Raw genomic sequence first — 17,791 nt, forward strand, 5'->3', positions numbered from 1 at the left:
CCACTGCCTCCTATGCGCATCGAAGACGAAATCAAGCAGCCCATTTTCCGCGACGAATTCCAGAAGGCCCATATCAACCTGATATATACGGCCGGCTGGATGCAGCTACGCCAAGCAGCGGCGTTTAAGCCTTTTGGGCTCACGCTGCCGCAGTTCAACATCTTGCGCATCCTGCGCGGGCAGCACCCGCTGCCGGCCACGGTGGCGCTGCTCATCGACCGGATGCTGGACAAAACCAGCAACGCTTCCCGCATTGTGGACCGCCTGGAGGAGAAGAAGTTGGTGACGCGCACCGTGTGCCCCGCCAACCGCCGTGCCGTGGACATTCGCATCACCCCCGCCGGCCTCGACTTGCTCAGCCGGATTGAGGAGTCCGGTGCGTTGCGCGATACGGGCGTCGAGCAGCTCACCGAAACAGAGTTGCAGCAGCTGAATTTCCTGCTCGATAAAATGCGCAGTTCAGCGCAAGACCCCACCTAAATCAATTCATCAGCGCTTTCTGGCATCGTTTTTCGTTACGGCCCGGCCGAAGTTTACACCCATTCAATTACCGCTTACCTTTTTAATTTCTTTTTCCCATGAAAAAATTTCTCTTGCCCGCCCTGCTTGCTGTTGCTGTAATCGGTGTAGCTCCCGCGGCCTCGGCTCCCAAAGCCGCTAAAACCGCCACCGCCGCCGACCCGGTTTACAAATTGCAGCCGCAGCTCAGCACCTTGGGCTGGGAAGGCAAAGCCGTGACCCACGGCCACAATGGTACCATGCAGTTCAGCAGCGGCGAATTGCTGGTGAAGGGCAACTCCATCGTGGGCGGTACGGTAACTGTTGACATGAAGACGCTGAAAGCCACCGACATCAAGGATGCCGACAGCCAGGGCAAATTTGTGGGCCACATGAGCAGCGACGACTTCTTCGGCGTGGCTACGTACCCCACCTCGACGTTCAAAATCGTGAGCGTAGCGCCCATCAAAGGGGCCGCTAAGGAGGCCGACAACGCCACCATCACCGGCGACATGACCATCAAAGGCGTGACGCAGCGCATCAGCTTCCCCGCCAAAGTGGGCGTGAAAGGCGGCGTAGCCGCTGCCTCGGGCAAAGTGACCATCGACCGCACCAAATTCGGCCTGAAATATGGCTCGAAGTCGTTCTTCGAAAGCATCGGCGACAAAGCCATCTACGACACGTTCGACCTAACCTTCAACGTTATCGCTAAGAAAGCCTAATTGGCTTGCCCGCAACACACAAAAAAGCCCTGTCGGTACTGCACCGACAGGGCTTTTTTGTGTGTTGCGGGCAAGCTAGCGCGGTGCCGTGGCGGGCGCCGGACTGGCGGCCGGTGCCGGGGACGGCGTGCTGGGCGTCGGCTCCGCGGCCGGTGCGGCTACCGGCGGCGTGGTGACCGGAGCCGCCACGGTGGGCGGAATGCCGCGCATTTCCAGGCGAATGGGCGCCATGGACGACTCGTGGAAACTCATGATGCCGTACACCGTTTCGCCGGGGTGCAGCGTGCGGTTGGTCAGGTCGTAGCGCTCAAACTCTTTGCGCAAGTTGCCGTTGGCCAGGCCGGCGCCCAGCATGTTGCCGCCGGTGAGAAAAAAGCCGAGGGGCAGGTAAGTGCCGCCGGTGGTCTGGCCTGTGCTGGAGTTGTAGGTGCCGCCATAGTTGCCGTTGAGCAGCAGGTAGAGCAGGTAGATGGCGATGCCCTGCCGCAATGATTTTGCGGCTACGTCGGGGGCCATGGGGATGATGGAACGGTCGCCGTAGAGCAGCGTCAGGTCGCGCGAAAAATTCACGTCCCGGTCCCAGTTGTTGGTCACCTTCACGGCGGCTACGTGGTAGCCGCGCTTGTTTTCCTTTTTGACGTATTTCTTGTTGCCGCGCAGGCGGAGCACGTCAAACTGGTAGCCCAACTCGACGGGCCCCGACGAATGCGAGGGAATGTAGGTGTTGATGCGGTCGGGGCGAATGGCGTTGTAGCTGCCGGCGCAGCCAGTGGAAAGGGCCAGCAGGGCGCTGGCCACGAGGGAAGTAAACCGTGGGGTCATGTATTGATTTTAGGGTAGACAATTCAGCACAAAGCTACTCGGGAATCTGAAACTGCCAAGGCAGCTCAAACTTCAGGTGGTGGCTTTTGCTGCGGCCGTGGAGCTGGCGCAATACCTCGTCCAGCTCGGGCTTGTATTCCACCCACAAATCTTCGTGCAGGCTCTTGAGAATGAGGGCCGGAAGTCGCGCCGCCAGCCGCGCCGTGGCATTAAAGAAGCCGTCATACACGCTGTCGAACTGGCCCGAATAATTGTCGATGGCCTGGCGTAAAATGTACACCAGCAAGTCAATTTCAAGCTGTTTGTTTTTGGTGATGCGGCGGGCGCGGGCCGCTTCCTGCACGCTGGCGCGCAAGGCTTTCACGAGGCTGCGGTTGAGCAGGCGGCCCGACACCGCCACGGTAAACAGCTCGTGGATGCGGTCGGCGGTTTCTTCCTGCACCTGGCCCAGGGTCACGTCGGCCAGCAGTTCGAAGCGGAAGGTTTCGTAGAGCTCGGCGTCGCGGCGCACGGCGCGCAGGAGCAGGGCTTCCTTATCGGACTCGGGGAGGCGCTTGAGGGCTTTTTTAAAATCGGAGGAGGGAACGGGCATGGGGAGCGGGAGTAATGGATGGGCCGTAGCGCGAACTTCATAGTTCGCGTACCTGCGCCGTTTGGTCGTCGTATCGTTCTGGCACGCGAACTACAAAGTTCGCGCTACTAAGCGCGGCAGCGCTGCTATAAATCGTCCCAGTCTGGCGAAACGAATTTGCCGGAATCAGGGTTATCAAGAGCTACTCAACGCCGGTTTTCCTGCGTAAATTTGCCCTATGAACACCCGACCGCAAATTGACTATGATGAAGAGGTACTGCTGCTTGAGGAAGAAGTAGAGCTGCGCAACCTCGTCGTCTACAACGACGACATCAACACCTTCGAGCACGTCATCAAAACCCTGATGGACGTGTGCGGCCACCAGCCCGAACAGGCTGAGCAATGCACCTTGCTCATTCATTACAAGGGCAAATGCGCCGTCAAGATGGGCACCTACGAAGAGTTGGAGCCGCTGTGCTCCGCCATTCATGACCGTGGCATTTCGGCCGACGTCGTGTAGTTGCCCGTTGTTAGTTGTCGGTTGTCAGGTTGTGCTGATGGCAGAGGCTAACAACCGACAACGACTAACTGACAACTAGACTACATGGAATTCCCGTCAAAACTGATTGAAAACGCCGTTGGGGAGCTGGCGCGCCTGCCCGGCATTGGCCGCAAAACGGCCCTGCGGCTGGCCCTGCACCTGCTGAAGGCCGAGATGGACACGACGGCCACGCTGGCCGAGGCGCTGGCCAAAATGCGGTTCGAAATCACGTATTGCAAAACCTGCCACAGCATTTCCGACGCCGAGGAGTGCGGAATTTGTGCCAATAAGCTGCGCGACCACAGCCTGGTGTGCGTGGTGTCGGACGTGCGCGACGTGATTGCCATTGAGAACACGGGGCAGTACAAGGGCGTGTACCACGTGCTGGGAGGCGTCATTTCGCCCATTGAGGGCATCGGGCCTTCCGATTTGCACATTGATTCGCTGGTGGAGCGGGCTTCGGCCGAAGACTCGGAAGTGCGCGAAATCATTCTGGCCATTTCGCCCACCATGGAGGGCGACACCACGGCTTTCTACCTCTCGCGCCGCCTGCGCGACCTGCCCAACGTGCACATCAGCACCATTGCCCGCGGCATTCCGATGGGCGGCGAGCTGGAATACGCCGACGAAATCACCCTCGGCCGCAGCATTGTCGACCGCCTGCGCCAGGCCCGCTGATGCCTTATTTCCCCGAAATCTATTTCGGCCATTCATACGAGTACCCCACAATCTCCTTTCGCGTCCGCGGCGTAGTTATGCGGCCGGCCGAAATGAAATTTCGGGGTACTCGTTCTAATTTCGCCTTGTCGTGGTGAAGCTCTCCGTCATAATCGTCAACTACAACGTCTGCTACTTTCTGGAGCAGGCGCTGCTTTCGGTGCGGCGTGCGGTGGAGAAGCTAGGGGAGCCCGTGGAGGTGTTTGTAGTCGATAACAATTCGGCTGACGGCTCGGTTGCCATGGTGCGGACGCGGTTTCCCGAAGTTATTCTGATAGCCAACCGCGACAATCCCGGCTTTTCGAAGGCCAACAACCAGGCCCTGCGCCGCGCCACCGGCCAGTACCAGCTGCTGCTCAACCCCGACACGGTGGTGGAGGAAGATACCTTCCGGGCCTGCTGCGATTTCATGGACGCGCACCCCGACTGCGGCGGGCTGGGCGTAAAAATGCTCGACGGCCAGGGGCGTTTCCTGCCCGAAAGCAAGCGGGCCCTGCCCACGCCGGCCGTGGCCTTCTACAAGATGTTTGGGCTGGCGCGGGTGTTTCCGAAGTCGCGCACTTTTGGGCGCTACCACTTGGGCTTTCTCGACAAAGACCAGACCCACGAAATAGAGGTGCTGAGTGGCGCTTTCATGCTGCTGCGCAAAGCGGCGCTGGACGAGGTGGGTCTGCTCGACGAAGACTATTTTATGTACGGCGAGGACATCGACCTCTCGTACCGCCTCACGCGGGGCGGCTGGAAAAACCATTATTTCCCCGGCACGCGCATCATTCATTACAAGGGCGAAAGCACAAAGCGCACCAGCGTCAACTACGTGTTTGTGTTCTACCGGGCCATGGTCATTTTCGCCCGGAAGCATTTTGCGCCGGGCCGGGCGGGCTTGTTTTCACTGCTGATTAACGCTGCCATCTGGCTGCGGGCGGGCGCGGCCGTGGCCGAGCGGCTGGCCGTGCGCATTGCCCCGCTGTTGCTCGACGCCGGCCTGATTTGGGCCGGCATGTTCTTCCTGAAAACGTACTGGGAACACAACCACAAGTTTGTGCCGGGGGCCTACCCGCCGCAGTACATGGCGGTGGCCGTGCCGGCCTACATCCTGATTTGGATGACCTCGGCCTACCTCAGCGGGGCCTACGACCCGCCGGTGCACACCTCGCGGGTGGTGCGGGGCGTGTTTGTGGGCACGCTGCTGATTTCGGCGGCGTCAAATTTTCTCGATGCCTGGCGCTTTTCCAAGGCCCTGATTATTCTGGGCGGGGCTTGGGCCGTGGCGGCGCTGGTGGGCCGGCAGTTGCTGGCCCACTTCCTGCTCTACAAAAACCTGCGCCTGAGCGAGCGGCGGCAGAAAAACATTGCCATTGTGGGCTCGGGGCTCGAAAGCCACCGCGTACGCCAGCTGCTGGAGGCTGCTCATGTGTCGGCCCGCGTAATTGGCTACGTCGAAACGGCTCCGGTGGCGGCGGCCCTGGTCCCAGTCTTTGCCGACGATTCGGCACACTACCTGGCCGAAGCACCGCCCGACGAGCCCTTGGGTGAGCTGCGCCAGCTGGCTGATATTATCCGCATCTACGCGCTGAATGAGCTGATATTCTGCGGCAAAGATTTGCCCGCCAGCCAAATCATCACTCTGATGCTAAGCCTACCGGCCGACCCGCCGGTGGCCTACAAAATTCTGCCCGAAGACAGCCAGTACATCATCGGCAGCAGCAGCAAGGACGCGCCCGGCGACTATTACACCCTCGATATTGCCCTGAACCTCTACCAGCCCCAGCAGGCCCGCGCCAAGCGCCTGCTCGACGTGATGAGCAGCACTGCGCTGCTGGTAGCGGCGCCGCTGCTCGTGTGGTTTCAGCCGGAAAAAGCGGGTTTCCTGCGCAACTGCGTGGCCGTGCTTTTTGGCAGCCGCACCTGGGTGGGCCTGCGCTACATGAGCGGCCCGGCCCGCACGGTACCCGCCGTGCTTTCGCCCGCCGATGCCGCCGCCTCGGCCGCGCCCCTGAATGCGGTGACGCGCCGGCGTCTGGAGTTGCTGTATGCCAAGGACTACGAGCCCAGCACCGACGTGAGCGTGCTCTGGCACTGCTGGCGCCGCCTGGGGCAGTAGCTACCCTACTGTCATCCTGAGCGCAGCGAAGGACCTTCTCACGTCCTGGCTAATGGGGAGCCACTGTTAGTTGTTCTTGCGTGAGAAGGTCCTTCGCTGCGCTCAGGATGACAGTTGGAATTACCTTTACCGCACCAATTACCGCCGTACTATGCCCGATACCGCCGCGCCCGTCACTACTTCGCCACTATCTGACCGCCTGCTGGCGATGAACGAGCCCGCCACCATTGCCATGGTCAAGAAGGCCCGCGAACTGATGGCCACGGGTGTCGACGTCATCAACCTTAGCTTCGGCGAACCCGATTTCCAGACGCCGCAGTACATCAAGGACGCCGCCAAACAGGCCCTGGACGACGGCTATACCTTCTACACGCCCGTACCCGGCATCCCGGAGTTGCGGCAGGCCATCTGCGACAAATTCAAGCGCGATAACCAGCTCGATTTCCTGCCCAACCAGATTGTGGTGAGCACCGGCGCCAAGCAGGCCCTGGCCAACGCTGTGCTCAGCCTGGTAAACCCCGGCGATGAAGTCATCGTGTTTTCGCCCTACTGGGTGAGCTACGAGGAAATGGTGAAGCTGGCCGACGGCGTGACCGTAGAGCTGCGCGGCACCCTGGCCAACGAGTACAAGGTGACGGCCGCGCAGCTCGAAGCCGCCATCACGCCCCGTACCAAGCTGGTGATGTATTCGTCGCCCTGCAACCCCACCGGGGCCGTTTTCAGCCGCGAAGAGCTGGGCGCTATTGCGGAAGTGCTGACCCGCCACCCGCAGGTGTATGCGCTGGCCGATGAGATTTACGAGTACATCAACTTCGTGGGCGAGCACGCCAGCCTGGCCCATTTCCCTGAAGTGAAGGACCGGGTTATCACCGTGAATGGCTTCTCGAAAGGCTACGCTATGACGGGCTGGCGCCTGGGCTACCTCGCTGCCCGGCCGGATATTGCGGCCGCCTGCGAGAAGATGCAGAGTCAGATTACCTCCGGCACGTGCTCCATCAGTCAGCGGGCGGGGCTGGCGGCCCTGCGCGGTGGCCGTGCCTCGGCCGATGAGATGGTGGCAGCCTACCGCCGCCGCCGCGACTTGGTACTCGACATCGTGAAGGACATTCCCGGTTTCAATACACCCACGCCCAGCGGCGCGTTCTACATTTTCCCAGAAGTCTCGGCCTACTTTGGCCGTACCACGCCCGATGGCAGCGTCATCAACAATGCGTTGGATTTGGCGCTGTTCATGCTGAACGACGCCCACGTTTCGGCCGTGTCGGGCGATGCCTTTGGGGCGCCGGAGTGCATCCGCTTCAGCACTGCCGCCGCCGATGACAAGCTGGTAGAGGCATTTAGGCGCATCAGGGCTAGTTTGGCAAAGTTGTAAACTTTACGTCTGTCATCCTGAGCGTAGCGAAGGACCTTATCACGGTTGAACAGCTTGCAGTAACTCAATCGACGCAACCGTGATAAGGTCCTTCGCTACGCTCAGGATGACAGCTTATTTCTGTTGATTTGATTACTCCCGTTTCCTCCCTCGCCGACCTCTTCCGGGATTTCAACAACCTCCGCGTCCTCATCATCGGCGACGTGATGGTGGATGCCTACGTGTGGGGCCGGGCCACGCGCCTCTCACCCGAAGCGCCCGTACCCGTGGTGCACGTAGCCCGCACCGAAAACCGCCTCGGCGGGGCTGCCAATGTGGCCCTGAACGTGCAGGCCCTCGGCGCAACGCCGCTGCTCTGCGCCGTGATTGGCACCGACGCGGGCGGCGACCAGCTCCTACAACTGCTGCACGACCACGACCTGCCCGCCGATGGCCTCATTCGCAGCGCCGCCCGACCCACCACGGTGAAGCAGCGCATTCTGGCCCACGGCCAGCAGCTGCTGCGCATCGACTCAGAGATTGAAACCGACCTCAACAACGAAGAAGCTGCCCAGCTCTTGGCTGCCTACGACGACCTGCTGGCCCGCGCCGATGTAGTTATTTTCGAGGACTACGACAAGGGCGTGCTCAGCGAGGCTATTATTACGGAGTGCATTGCGCGGGCCCGGCAGCGCAACATTCCCACCGTAGTGGACCCTAAGAAGAAGAATTTCCTGGCCTACCGCCACTGCACGCTCTTCAAACCCAACCTCAAGGAGCTGCGCGAGGGCCTGAAGCTGGAATTTGGCGAGCCCAACACCGACCGCGCCGGGTTCGAGGCCGCCGTGGCCCGGCTGCGCGAAACCCTGACGCCCGACATCGTGCTGGTCACCCTTTCCGAGTACGGCGTATTTGCCCAGCAGGAAGACGTGAAAACCTACCTGCCGGCCCACCTGCGCACTATCTCAGACGTGTCGGGCGCGGGCGATACCGTTATCAGCATCGCGGCCTTGTGCGTGGCGCTGGGGCAGCCGGCGGCTTTCACGGCAGCGCTGGCCAACCTGGGCGGCGGGCTGGTGTGCGAGCAAGTAGGCGTGGTGCCCGTGGAGAAACAGCGGCTGCTGGAAGAAGCGCAGGCTGCGGGATTGTAGTAGCGCCACGTAGCGCGGACTTTGTAGTCCGCGTCCCCGCGCCGTTTATAATCGTTGATACGGCTCGGGAACGCGGACTACAAAGTCCGCGCTACATGCTAAGCCTTCTTCAGAAACTCGGTTTTCAGCACCATGGTGCTGCCGCCGGCGCGGCCTTCAATCTCGGCAGCACTGTTGGTGAGGCGGATGTTTTTGACCAGCGTGCCGCGCTTGAGCGTGAGCGAGGAGCCTTTTACTTTGAGGTCTTTGATGAGGGTGACCGAGTCGCCTTCGGCGAGCAGGCTGCCGTTGCTGTCTTTTACGTCCATGAACTGGTTGGAAAATGGGTGACCGGGCGTTATTTCAAGCCCGTGGCAGCGCCGGAAAAATAGAGGTACAGCAGAAACAGCAGGGGCGACAAGCTGCCCAGCGTAGCCAGCACCACCAGCAAGGTTTCGAACGTAGAGCGCTCCGGTCGCCGCAGAAACCAGCGCCACATGAAGGCCAACAGGGCCAGTAACAGCGCGAGGGTGAGGTAAAAGACGGGACCGAACATGAGGATTGGTTTGAGGAGAAACAGAGGGTATTTAAACCGGCATTTACCTATTCGCCGCCTGGATTTGACTGGAAGAACCCTGTCACTACTGCATCGTCAGCGGTCAGTAAAGTTCTTTTTGCAGAATCTCCGTCGATTTTCCACTCTGCTAGATAAGAACCGGCACCATCGGAAAAAACGGCTTGGATGGTGAGCGTGTCGCCGGCCTTCTTCAACTGAACAAATTGCTTGTCCAGCTTCTGACCAAACCACGGGTTATACATGCCGCTTACCGGCAAAAGGTAGGAATGCCTCTTGAAGAGCACAGATGCCTTGTTTAGCGTGTACTTCGGCAGTTCGCCGTCGGTACCAAAGACCGGTTTGCCGTTGATGGCAATCAGCGTTTTTGTTCCGTTGGGCTGCTTGTTCGCTACGTATTTGAATGTTTTGCCGGTCGCACTAAAAGGAACTCGCTCAAACGTCAGACGGTCTTTCTTGTCGATGGCAACAGACGTGCGCTGCGTTTGTGCCTGACTGCTCAGGGCTGGCAACGCGAGCAAAAAGCCTATTCCAATTCTGCTCATACTGGTTAAAACTTTCCCCCCCGCCACGTCTTCACCGTTTCCACGAACACGCGCACGTTGTCCGGATTCGTGTCCGGGTAAACGCCGTGGCCAAGGTTGGCAATGTGGGGGCCGCCGGCAAACTGGCGGAGCATGGTTTCGGTGGCGGCGCGTACCTGGGCGGGCGTGCCGTAGAGGGCGCAGGGGTCGAGGTTGCCTTGCAGGGTTTTGTCGCCGGCTTCGGCGCGGACGTGGGCGGGCGTCTGGTTCCAGTCGAGCCCGATGGTGCGGCAGGGCATGGCGGCGAACTCCGGCACGGCCCACCACGCGCCTTTGGCAAACACGGTGACGGGCACCAAGGGGGCCAGGGCTTCGCAGATTTCGGCAATGTAGCGGGCCGAAAATTCGGTGTAGTGCGCGGGCGGCAGGATGCCGGCCCACGAGTCGAAGACCTGCACCACTTGCGCGCCAGCCGCTACCTGTGCCTTGAGGTAGGCAACGGTGGTGGCGGTGATTTTGGCCAGCAGGCGGTGCGCCAGGGCGGGCTCGCGGTAGAGCATGCCGCGTGCTTTTGAGAAGGTTTTGGAGCCGTGGCCTTCCACCATGTAGGCCAGAATGGTGAACGGCGCGCCGGCAAACCCAATGAGCGGTACCCGGCCGTTGAGGGCTTTTTTGGTGATGCGAAGGGCCTCCAGCACGTAGCCCAGGCCTTCTTCGGGCTCGGGGATGCGGAGCTTGTCGATGTCCGCCGCCGACTTGATGGTGGTGGGAAACAGCGGGCCGCGCGACTCCACCATTTCGTAGGGCAGGCCCATGGCATCGGGCACCACCAGGATGTCGGAGAAAATGATGGCGGCGTCTACGTCCAGCGCGTCGATGGGCTGGATGGTGACTTCGGCGGCCAGTTCGGGGGTTTCGACCAGCTCTTTGAAGCCGGAGAGGCGGGCGCGGAGGGCGCGGTATTCGGGCAGGATGCGGCCGGCCTGGCGCATCAGCCAGACGGGGGGGCGCTCGGTGGCTTCGCCACGAGCAGCCCGGAGGAAAAGGTCGTTTTTCAGCATAAGGAAGCCCAAAGGTACGGCGGGAGGCTAAGGGACGCCGCATGATGCCCCGACAACCAAAAGCCTACTGCTACCCTAGCGCGTCAAACCGGGAAATAAGGCCGCAATGGCCGTGGCCAGGAAATTGACGCCAATGGCCAGCGTAATAAAGCCCATGATGCGCGACATGGCTGCCATGCCCGGCTTGCCCAGCACGCGCGTGAGGCGCAACGAAAACAGCAAAATGACAAACGCCGCCAGTGCCACCAGCGCGAAGCCGGCAATGGTCATGGCCTTATCGAAATACGTGGGGCGAATGAGGCCGATGCAGATGGCCATAGAGCCCGGCCCGGACAGCATGGGCATGGCCAGCGGCGTGAAACTGATGTCGTCTTTGTGCTTGCTTTCTTCGAGGGCGTCGGGGCCCACCCGGTCGCGGTTGGCGCCGGGCGTGAGCAGCTCGAAGGCCGAGCGCATGAGCAAGATGCCGCCCGCAATGCGCAAATGCTGAATGTTGATGCCGAAGAAGTTGAGAATGTACTGCCCGCCGAAGAAGGCCACGCTCAGAATGGCCACCATGTAGACGCAGGACCTCAGCGCGGTACGTGCCCGTTCCGAAGCCCGGTCGTCGGCCGTGAGGGTGAGGAACACCGGCATCGCACCGAAGGGATTGACGATGGAAAACAGGGTGGTGAAGGTGGCGAGCAGAACTTCCATGGGGCGCAAAGGTAGGAGAATGGCCGGACCGGAGGGAAAAGTACTATTTTGCCGCCTCAACGGCGCGGCTGCCCGCCGCACGCTCCCGGTTAACTTTTTCTTACTTCGCCTGAATGATACCTGACGCTTCCACCCCGGCCGCTTCGCCGGGCACCGACGATGACCGCCCCGTGACCGAAAACCCAATTGTGGGCATCATCATGGGGTCGAAATCGGACCTGAAAATCATGTCGGCCGCGGCCGATGTGCTCCGCCAGTTCCACATTCCCTACGACATCACGCTGGTGTCGCCGCACCGCACGCCGCACCGCATGGTGGAGTACGCCGAAAGTGCCCGCAAGCGCGGCCTGCGCGTGCTCATCGCGGGCGGGGGCGGCGCGGCCCACCTACCCGGCATGGTGGCGGCTTTCACCACGCTGCCCGTCATTGGGGTGCCCATCAACAGCACGCTGTCCATTCAGGGGCTCGATTCGATTCTGAGCATGATTCAGATGCCGACCGGAACGCCCGTGGCCACCGTGGGCCTCGACAACGCCGCCAATGCCGCCGTGCTGGCTGCCCAGATACTGGCCATTGGCAATGCGCGCCTGGCCGATGCGCTGGAAAAATACCGCACCACCCTCAAAGACCGGGTGATGCGCACGATTGAAGAATTGCGCAAAGGCGGGTTTCAGGACGATGTATAAGGTGCCGGGCTTTCCGCGTACCCTGCTCGTGCTTCCATTCCCACCCGCTTTTATTTCATGCCCACTTTTCTTACTGCATTGCTGACCACCGGATACTGGGCAACGTTGATTCTGGGGAATTTGGGCTTGCTGGTAACCGTGCTGCCCATCTTCCGCCAAACCGCGTGGTGGATTCGGATTTGCGACTTTCCGCGCTTGCAAATTGTGGCGGGACTGGCCCTGAGCCTGGGAGCCGCGCTGGCATTGCCCACGGTCCATAGCTTCGGGCACAGCTTTTTTGTGGCGAGCCTGGGCGTGGCCCTGGTGTACCAGCTCAGCCGCATCTGGCCCTACACGCCCCTGCACCGCAAGCAGGTGGCCGATGCCAGCCGCCCCGCCACCGAAGACGAGCACCACCTCAGCCTGATGGTGGCCAACGTGCTGATGTACAACCGCGACGCCTCGCGCTGCCTGGGCCACATCCGGCACTACCAGCCCGACGTGGTGCTGGCCGTGGAAACCGACGACTGGTGGCTGAGCCAGCTCCGCCGCATCGAGGCGGACTATCCGTACACCTGCCACGCTCCGCTGCCCAATACCTACGGCATGCTGGTGTTTTCGCGGCTGCCGTTGCGCCAGCCCCACATTCGCTTCATCCTCGACCCCGATATTCCGTCGTTTCACGGCAGCGTGGTGCTGCCCAGCGGCCTGCCCGTCAGCCTGCACTTTCTGCACCCCAAGCCGCCCGCCCCGCAGGAATCGAAAAACAGTGCCCGCCGCGACGCGGAGCTGCTGGTGGTGGGCAAGTTTATTCAGGAGCGCGACGGCCCCACCATCGTGGCCGGCGACCTCAACGACGTGGCGTGGTCGCACACGTCGGAGCTGTTTCGGCGCCTCTCGCGCCTGCTCGACCCGCGCATTGGCCGGGGCCTGCTGCCCACCTTCCACGCCGACTACAAGCTGCTGCGCTGGCCCCTCGACCACGTCTTTCATTCGGCGCACTTCCGCCTCCAGCGCCTGGAGCGCCTCACCCACATCGGCTCCGACCACTACCCCATCTACATTCGCCTCAGCTACGAGCCCAGCGGCTGGCAGGAGCAGGAAGCCGAACTGGAAGCCGCCGATGCCGACGACCACGAAGAAGCCGAAGAAAAAATTGAAGAAGGCGTAGAGGACGTGCTGCAAGGAGAGGAGTGAGGAGTAGAAGCAGTTCCAAAAGCCGTCAACCCGTCATGCAGCGCTGCGCTCGGCATGACGGGAAGTTGCGCCACAACCCAAAGCCTAATCCTGCTCACTTCCTATTCCTAAACCCCGTTTCAACCAAAAGCCCGATGCACCATTGGTACATCGGGCTTTTGGTTGAAACGGACTGCCGCCTGCTTATTTGGTTGAAACCGAGCGTTTGGCCGTGACCAGCTCAATGGGCTCAAAGTCCGAAACCGGAACCTGGCGGCCCGAAGCGCCCACGTAATTGGGGCGGATAAGCATGGTCATCCGGCGTTTGGGACCGGTAAAATCGGCAAGGCCAGCGGCAAAATCGGCCGGTGTGCGGCCCGCCAGCAAGGCGGGGGTCACGTTCAGGTCCACCATCACCGGCAGGGTGCCAATGGCACTCGATTCGAGGACGGTATTGGCGCCGGTGCTGCCCGTGGCCAGCTCTTTGCCGTCGAGCAGCAGCTTGTAATCCAATTGCTTCAGCTGGATACCGGTGGTGGAACTGGCGTTGCGGGCGTACACGCGCATCAGCAGGTGCAAGGGCAGGCGCCCGCCTTGCAGGCCCGACTGCATGCGGGCCTGCTGGGCGGCCGTGAGGTCGGAGGCCTGGCGCACAAACAGAATATCCTGACCGCCCAGCTTGGCAGCGTCCATAAAATTGAGCCGGTATTGCATGCGGTTATACGCCTCGTTTTCGAGCGCTTCACTCGATGCGGCTTTGCCGGTCGGCTTGTCCTTTACTTGTTCGCTCACGCTACACGAGTAAACAGCCGTGAGCAGTACCCCCAAAGCCAGGGCCCGGGCGGGAAACAGAAGGGAAGAGAAGTTCATAAAAAGAAAAACGGTGAGAGCAAGAATAAAATGCGATGAGTCACAATGGACGTGCTTACGCGAATTGGGCGCGAATGGGTGCGAATGCCGGCTTTATTGCGGCAACACCCACAGCCGCACCACAATCCAGATAATAAAGCTGGCGACGCCCAACGTCATGATTCGCAGGCCGTGCACCCGGTCGTGGGCCGGGTAGGAGGGCACCTGCCGCCCGTCGTTCAGCGTTTTTTTGTGCGAATACAGCTCCCAGCCCATAAAAATAGCCCCGAAGCCTCCAAGCAGCGCAAATAAATAGCCCAGCCGAATGCGGCCGGTGTTGTTGCGCTCGGGCTGGGCTTGCACGGCCACGCGGTGCTGCCGCAGCAGCCGGATGGCATCGGGCGACACGTCGCGTCCGCGCTGCCGCAGCAGTTGGCCGGCCAGCGTCACATCCAGCGGGCTCCATTCCTCGGGCCGGGCCAGCAGGTCGAACAGCTCCACATCGGAGAAGCTGAACAGGTAATGGTCGGGGCTGAGGGCGGCCAGGGCGTCGCGGTTAGCGTCTTCCTGCAGGCGCCGCACCCACTCAAAGTCGGCGCCGTGCAGCTTCACCACGAAAGTGGCGTAGGTATTGTTGAAGGTGAAGGCCGGGTTGAACACGGGCTCGCCGGTATCAGTGGCCGTTTCGAAGGGAATGCCGCGCTGCCGCAGCAGGGCCAGCAGCGGCTGGGCCGCCTCGGCCGATGGAAATGACTGAAAGGGTAGAAAATCAAGCATGGATACAGGAAACAGCCGCGCCACTTGCCGGCAAACAAAGGAAACAAAAACTGCCGAAAGCAGCAGCCGGTACTTGTTTTACGTAGATTGCGTGGTCCCCAAACCGGGAAGAGTTCACTGCGCTCGCTCGCAAATGAGCTGGCGTGTCACCGTTTGGTACGTGTGGTATTGCCCGCGCACTTTGCGCTCGACCACGGTGCTGGTGTGAAACACAAGCCGGCCCGCCGGGTCCAGGCCCACCAGCGACACGTTGCCGTTGCTTTTCGCCAATCCATACAGCAACAAATAGCGCTGGTTGAGCAGCACGTAGTGTCTATGCGCCCGGTTTCGCCGCAGCGACGCCGGCTTCAGCTGCAGCTTGCTCGCCGTGAATCGGATGGTGAACGGGCCGGGGGTATCCCGCGCTAAGGCGCTGCGGTAAAACTTCTGGTCGGCTATCGAAAACGAGTCAATGTGGGTGATGAGCCGGTTGGCCACGCCGTGCCATTCGCCCACCAATCGTTGGGCGTCGGCAATGCGGGTGGTTGTATCCAATTGGGCGTAGGGACTGGCCGAGTTGGCGCACCACCAGGTACTTACGCCATTGAGGGCCACAAAATCGAGGCCTTCCTGGGTTTTCTTGGTTTCCGGAGGCACTAGGCGCTGATACCGGGCGTAGTCCTTTTCCCACTGTTCGGCAGGAGTGATGGCCGGTAGCGCGATGCAATAAGTGAGCGGAAACCGGGAGGTATCGGCTGCGCTGGCCCGCACCACCTGCGGCACCGGAATCTTAGAAGCCGGGGCGGCACCCATGCCACCCAAAACCGGTTTGTCCTGCGCCATTGCTACAGCGCTGCCCAAAAACATCAAAAAGCCAATCAGCCAAAGCCTGAAATTCCACCAAATCAACATGCCATAAACCTACAAAAAAAGGCCGGAAGCAACGCTTCCGGCCTTTCCTAAAACGAATTTGAATCCGTGTAATCCGTCAAATCCGTTACAATCTGCGGTTCTTATTTACCGTCTACTTCCTCATAGTCCACATCGGTCACGTGGTCGCCAGCGGGCTGGCCCTGGCCGCCGTCGGCCGAGCCGTCGGCACCGGGGAAACCACCAGCACCGGGCTGGCCACCTTCGGCGCCACCGGCGGCGTACATCTCCTGCGAGGCAGCCTGCCAGGCGGCGTTGATAGCCTCCATGGCGGTGTCGATGCGGGCGAGGTCTTTGGCTTCGTGGGCCGATTTGAGGTCGGCCAGCGCGCCTTCGATGGCGGTTTTGTTGCCACCGCTCAGCTTCTCGCCGTACTCTTTCAGCTGCTTCTCGGTCTGGAAAATCATCGAGTCGGCGGCGTTCAGCTTGCCGATGCGCTCGGTCTCGGCCTTGTCGGCGTCGGCGTTGGCGGCCGCTTCGTCGCGCATGCGCTTGATGTCGGCTTCGCTCAGGCCCGAGCTGGCTTCGATGCGGATTTTCTGCTCTTTGCCGGTGCCTTTGTCCTTGGCGGTTACGTTCAGGATGCCGTTGGCGTCGATGTCGAAGATTACCTCAATTTGCGGCACGCCACGGGGTGCGGGCGGGATGCTGTCGAGGTGAAACTTGCCGATGGTGCGGTTCTGCGAGGCCAGCGGACGCTCGCCCTGCAGCACGTGGATTTCTACGGAAGGCTGGTTGTCCGAGGCCGTCGAGAAGGTTTCCGATTTCTTGGTCGGGATGGTCGTATTCGACTCGATGAGCTTGGTCATCACACCGCCCATCGTCTCAATGCCCAGCGAAAGGGGGGTCACGTCGAGCAGCAGCACGTCCTTCACTTCGCCAGTCAGTACACCGCCCTGGATGGCAGCACCGATGGCCACTACTTCGTCGGGGTTCACGCCTTTCGAAGGCTTCTTGCCGAAGAACTTCTCCACTTCCTCCTGGATGCGGGGGATGCGGGTCGAACCACCCACGAGGATAACCTCGTCGATGTCCGAAGTGCTCAGGCCGGCGTCCTGCAGGGCTTTTTTCACCGGGTCCATCGAGCGGCGCACGAGGTCGTCGGCGAGCTGCTCAAACTTGGCGCGGCTCAGTTTCACCACCAAGTGCTTGGGGCCCGAGGCCGTGGCGGTGATGTAGGGCAGGTTGATTTCGGTTTCGGTCGAGCTGGAGAGCTCCACTTTGGCTTTCTCCGCGGCTTCTTTCAGGCGCTGCAGGGCCATCGGGTCTTTGCGCAGGTCGAGGCCTTCGTTTTCGCTGCTGAATTGGTCAGCCAGGAAGTTGATGATAACCTGGTCGAAGTCGTCGCCGCCGAGGTGGGTGTCACCGTTGGTGCTCAGTACTTCAAACACGCCGTCGCCCAACTCCAGGATGGAAATATCGAACGTGCCACCGCCGAGGTCATACACGGCGATTTTCTGGTCTTTGTGCTTCTTGTCGAGGCCGTAGGCCAGGGCGGCCGCGGTGGGCTCGTTGATGATGCGCTTCACATCGAGGCCGGCGATGGCCCCGGCCTCTTTGGTGGCCTGGCGCTGGGCGTCGTTGAAGTAAGCGGGTACCGTGATAACGGCTTCGGTTACGGTCGTGCCGAGGTAGTCCTCAGCGGTTTGCTTCATTTTCTGAAGCACCATGGCCGAGATTTCCTGCGGCGTGTAGTTGCGGTCACCAATCTTCACGGCTACCGTGTTGTTGGGGCCGGCTACGACGTCGTAGGAAACGTGCTTCTGCTCGGCGGTCACTTCGTTGAAGTGGCGGCCCATGAAGCGCTTGATGCTGGAAATCGTGTTCTTGGGGTTGGTCACGGCCTGGCGTTTAGCCGGGTCGCCCACTTTGCGCTCGCCCTTGCCCCCGTCGAGGAAAGCGACGATGCTGGGGGTGGTGCGGCGGCCTTCGCTGTTGGGAATTACAACGGGTTCGTTGCCTTCCATTACGGCTACGCACGAGTTGGTGGTGCCGAGGTCAATGCCGATTATTTTGCCCATGAGAGGGGTGTGTTGGTTAAGATTGAGAGTGGAATGTGTCAGGTTCAAAGCAGCTTTCCAGCCGCTACCGGGGGATTACAAGC

The 17,791-nt window shown here is 60.9% G+C and carries 20 protein-coding genes; 9 read left to right on the top strand and 11 right to left on the bottom strand.

The genetic code is table 11. The features are described from left to right. Positions 1–12: 12 nt before the first annotated feature. Both JKL48_RS03565 and JKL48_RS03570 read left to right on the top strand, forming a co-directional pair. Entirely contained in the window at positions 13–480 is a 468-nt protein-coding gene (locus JKL48_RS03565; protein ID WP_201978501.1) for a MarR family winged helix-turn-helix transcriptional regulator, read from the top strand. A 98-nt stretch (positions 481–578) separates the two neighbouring features. Beyond that, positions 579–1,220: a YceI family protein gene (locus JKL48_RS03570; RefSeq protein ID WP_201978510.1), complete on the top strand. Its 642-nt coding sequence runs from the start codon at positions 579–581 to the stop codon at positions 1,218–1,220. Positions 1,221–1,295: 75 nt separating this feature from the next. Here JKL48_RS03570 and JKL48_RS03575 read toward each other — a convergent pair whose 3' ends face one another. Together JKL48_RS03575 and JKL48_RS03580 are read right to left on the bottom strand one after the other, a co-directional pair. Beyond that, a complete protein-coding gene (locus tag JKL48_RS03575; protein ID WP_201978512.1) occupies positions 1,296–2,042 on the bottom strand; it encodes a hypothetical protein in 747 nt (248 codons plus the stop codon). A 34-nt stretch (positions 2,043–2,076) separates the two neighbouring features. Next, positions 2,077–2,634: a hypothetical protein gene (locus JKL48_RS03580; RefSeq protein WP_201978514.1), complete on the bottom strand. Its 558-nt coding sequence runs from the start codon at positions 2,632–2,634 to the stop codon at positions 2,077–2,079. A gap of 217 nt (positions 2,635–2,851) precedes the next feature. Here JKL48_RS03580 and JKL48_RS03585 point away from each other — a divergent pair, with 217 nt between their 5' ends. The 5 genes from JKL48_RS03585 (at position 2,852) to JKL48_RS03605 (ending at position 8,477) form a co-directional block, all read left to right on the top strand. Beyond that, positions 2,852–3,133: an ATP-dependent Clp protease adaptor ClpS gene (locus tag JKL48_RS03585; protein ID WP_201978516.1), complete on the top strand. Its 282-nt coding sequence runs from the start codon at positions 2,852–2,854 to the stop codon at positions 3,131–3,133. Between the two features lie 84 nt (positions 3,134–3,217). Beyond that, a complete protein-coding gene (gene recR, locus JKL48_RS03590) occupies positions 3,218–3,832 on the top strand; it encodes a recombination mediator RecR (protein ID WP_201978518.1) in 615 nt (204 codons plus the stop codon). Positions 3,833–3,962: 130 nt separating this feature from the next. Then, entirely contained in the window at positions 3,963–5,975 is a 2,013-nt protein-coding gene (locus JKL48_RS03595) for a glycosyltransferase (RefSeq protein WP_201978530.1), read from the top strand. A 151-nt stretch (positions 5,976–6,126) separates the two neighbouring features. Then, complete coding sequence (locus JKL48_RS03600; protein ID WP_201978532.1) at positions 6,127–7,347, top strand: pyridoxal phosphate-dependent aminotransferase; 1,221 nt, start codon at positions 6,127–6,129, stop codon at positions 7,345–7,347. 131 nt (positions 7,348–7,478) lie between these two features. After that, positions 7,479–8,477, top strand: coding sequence for a bifunctional heptose 7-phosphate kinase/heptose 1-phosphate adenyltransferase (locus JKL48_RS03605; RefSeq protein WP_201978863.1), 999 nt, complete (start codon positions 7,479–7,481; stop codon positions 8,475–8,477). A 98-nt stretch (positions 8,478–8,575) separates the two neighbouring features. Here JKL48_RS03605 and JKL48_RS03610 read toward each other — a convergent pair whose 3' ends face one another. The 5 genes from JKL48_RS03610 to JKL48_RS03630 form a co-directional block, all read right to left on the bottom strand. Continuing rightward, a complete protein-coding gene (locus tag JKL48_RS03610) occupies positions 8,576–8,785 on the bottom strand; it encodes a zinc ribbon domain-containing protein YjdM (protein ID WP_201978534.1) in 210 nt (69 codons plus the stop codon). 29 nt (positions 8,786–8,814) lie between these two features. Then, on the bottom strand, positions 8,815–9,012 hold the full coding sequence (locus JKL48_RS03615; protein ID WP_201978537.1) for a hypothetical protein: 198 nt from the start codon (positions 9,010–9,012) through the stop codon (positions 8,815–8,817). 47 nt (positions 9,013–9,059) lie between these two features. Beyond that, entirely contained in the window at positions 9,060–9,575 is a 516-nt protein-coding gene (locus JKL48_RS03620) for a hypothetical protein (RefSeq protein WP_201978540.1), read from the bottom strand. 5 nt (positions 9,576–9,580) lie between these two features. Continuing rightward, positions 9,581–10,615 (bottom strand): uroporphyrinogen decarboxylase, encoded by a 1,035-nt coding sequence (hemE, locus tag JKL48_RS03625; protein WP_201978551.1) that lies wholly within the window; start codon positions 10,613–10,615, stop codon positions 9,581–9,583. A gap of 75 nt (positions 10,616–10,690) precedes the next feature. Beyond that, a complete protein-coding gene (locus JKL48_RS03630) occupies positions 10,691–11,311 on the bottom strand; it encodes a MarC family protein (protein WP_201978564.1) in 621 nt (206 codons plus the stop codon). 200 nt (positions 11,312–11,511) lie between these two features. On the opposite strand from JKL48_RS03630, the gene purE reads away from it, so the two are divergent. Both purE and JKL48_RS03640 read left to right on the top strand, forming a co-directional pair. Further along, complete coding sequence (gene purE / locus JKL48_RS03635; protein WP_236668610.1) at positions 11,512–11,997, top strand: 5-(carboxyamino)imidazole ribonucleotide mutase; 486 nt, start codon at positions 11,512–11,514, stop codon at positions 11,995–11,997. 57 nt (positions 11,998–12,054) lie between these two features. Then, positions 12,055–13,173: an endonuclease/exonuclease/phosphatase family protein gene (locus JKL48_RS03640; protein ID WP_201978580.1), complete on the top strand. Its 1,119-nt coding sequence runs from the start codon at positions 12,055–12,057 to the stop codon at positions 13,171–13,173. 183 nt (positions 13,174–13,356) lie between these two features. Here JKL48_RS03640 and JKL48_RS03645 read toward each other — a convergent pair whose 3' ends face one another. From JKL48_RS03645 to dnaK, 4 genes are all read right to left on the bottom strand, one after another. Next, positions 13,357–14,022 (bottom strand): hypothetical protein, encoded by a 666-nt coding sequence (locus tag JKL48_RS03645; protein ID WP_201978582.1) that lies wholly within the window; start codon positions 14,020–14,022, stop codon positions 13,357–13,359. Positions 14,023–14,115: 93 nt separating this feature from the next. After that, positions 14,116–14,778 carry a hypothetical protein gene (locus tag JKL48_RS03650; RefSeq protein WP_201978584.1) on the bottom strand — a complete coding sequence of 221 codons (663 nt, stop codon included), beginning with the start codon at positions 14,776–14,778 and terminating at the stop codon, positions 14,116–14,118. A gap of 114 nt (positions 14,779–14,892) precedes the next feature. Continuing rightward, positions 14,893–15,618, bottom strand: a complete 726-nt coding sequence (locus tag JKL48_RS03655) for a hypothetical protein (protein WP_201978585.1) — start codon at positions 15,616–15,618, stop codon at positions 14,893–14,895. Between the two features lie 152 nt (positions 15,619–15,770). After that, positions 15,771–17,708 carry a molecular chaperone DnaK gene (dnaK, locus tag JKL48_RS03660; protein ID WP_201978593.1) on the bottom strand — a complete coding sequence of 646 codons (1,938 nt, stop codon included), beginning with the start codon at positions 17,706–17,708 and terminating at the stop codon, positions 15,771–15,773. Positions 17,709–17,791: the final 83 nt, after the last annotated feature.

It is taken from the genome of Hymenobacter rubidus (assembly GCF_016734815.1).
GTDB lineage: Bacteria > Bacteroidota > Bacteroidia > Cytophagales > Hymenobacteraceae > Hymenobacter > Hymenobacter rubidus.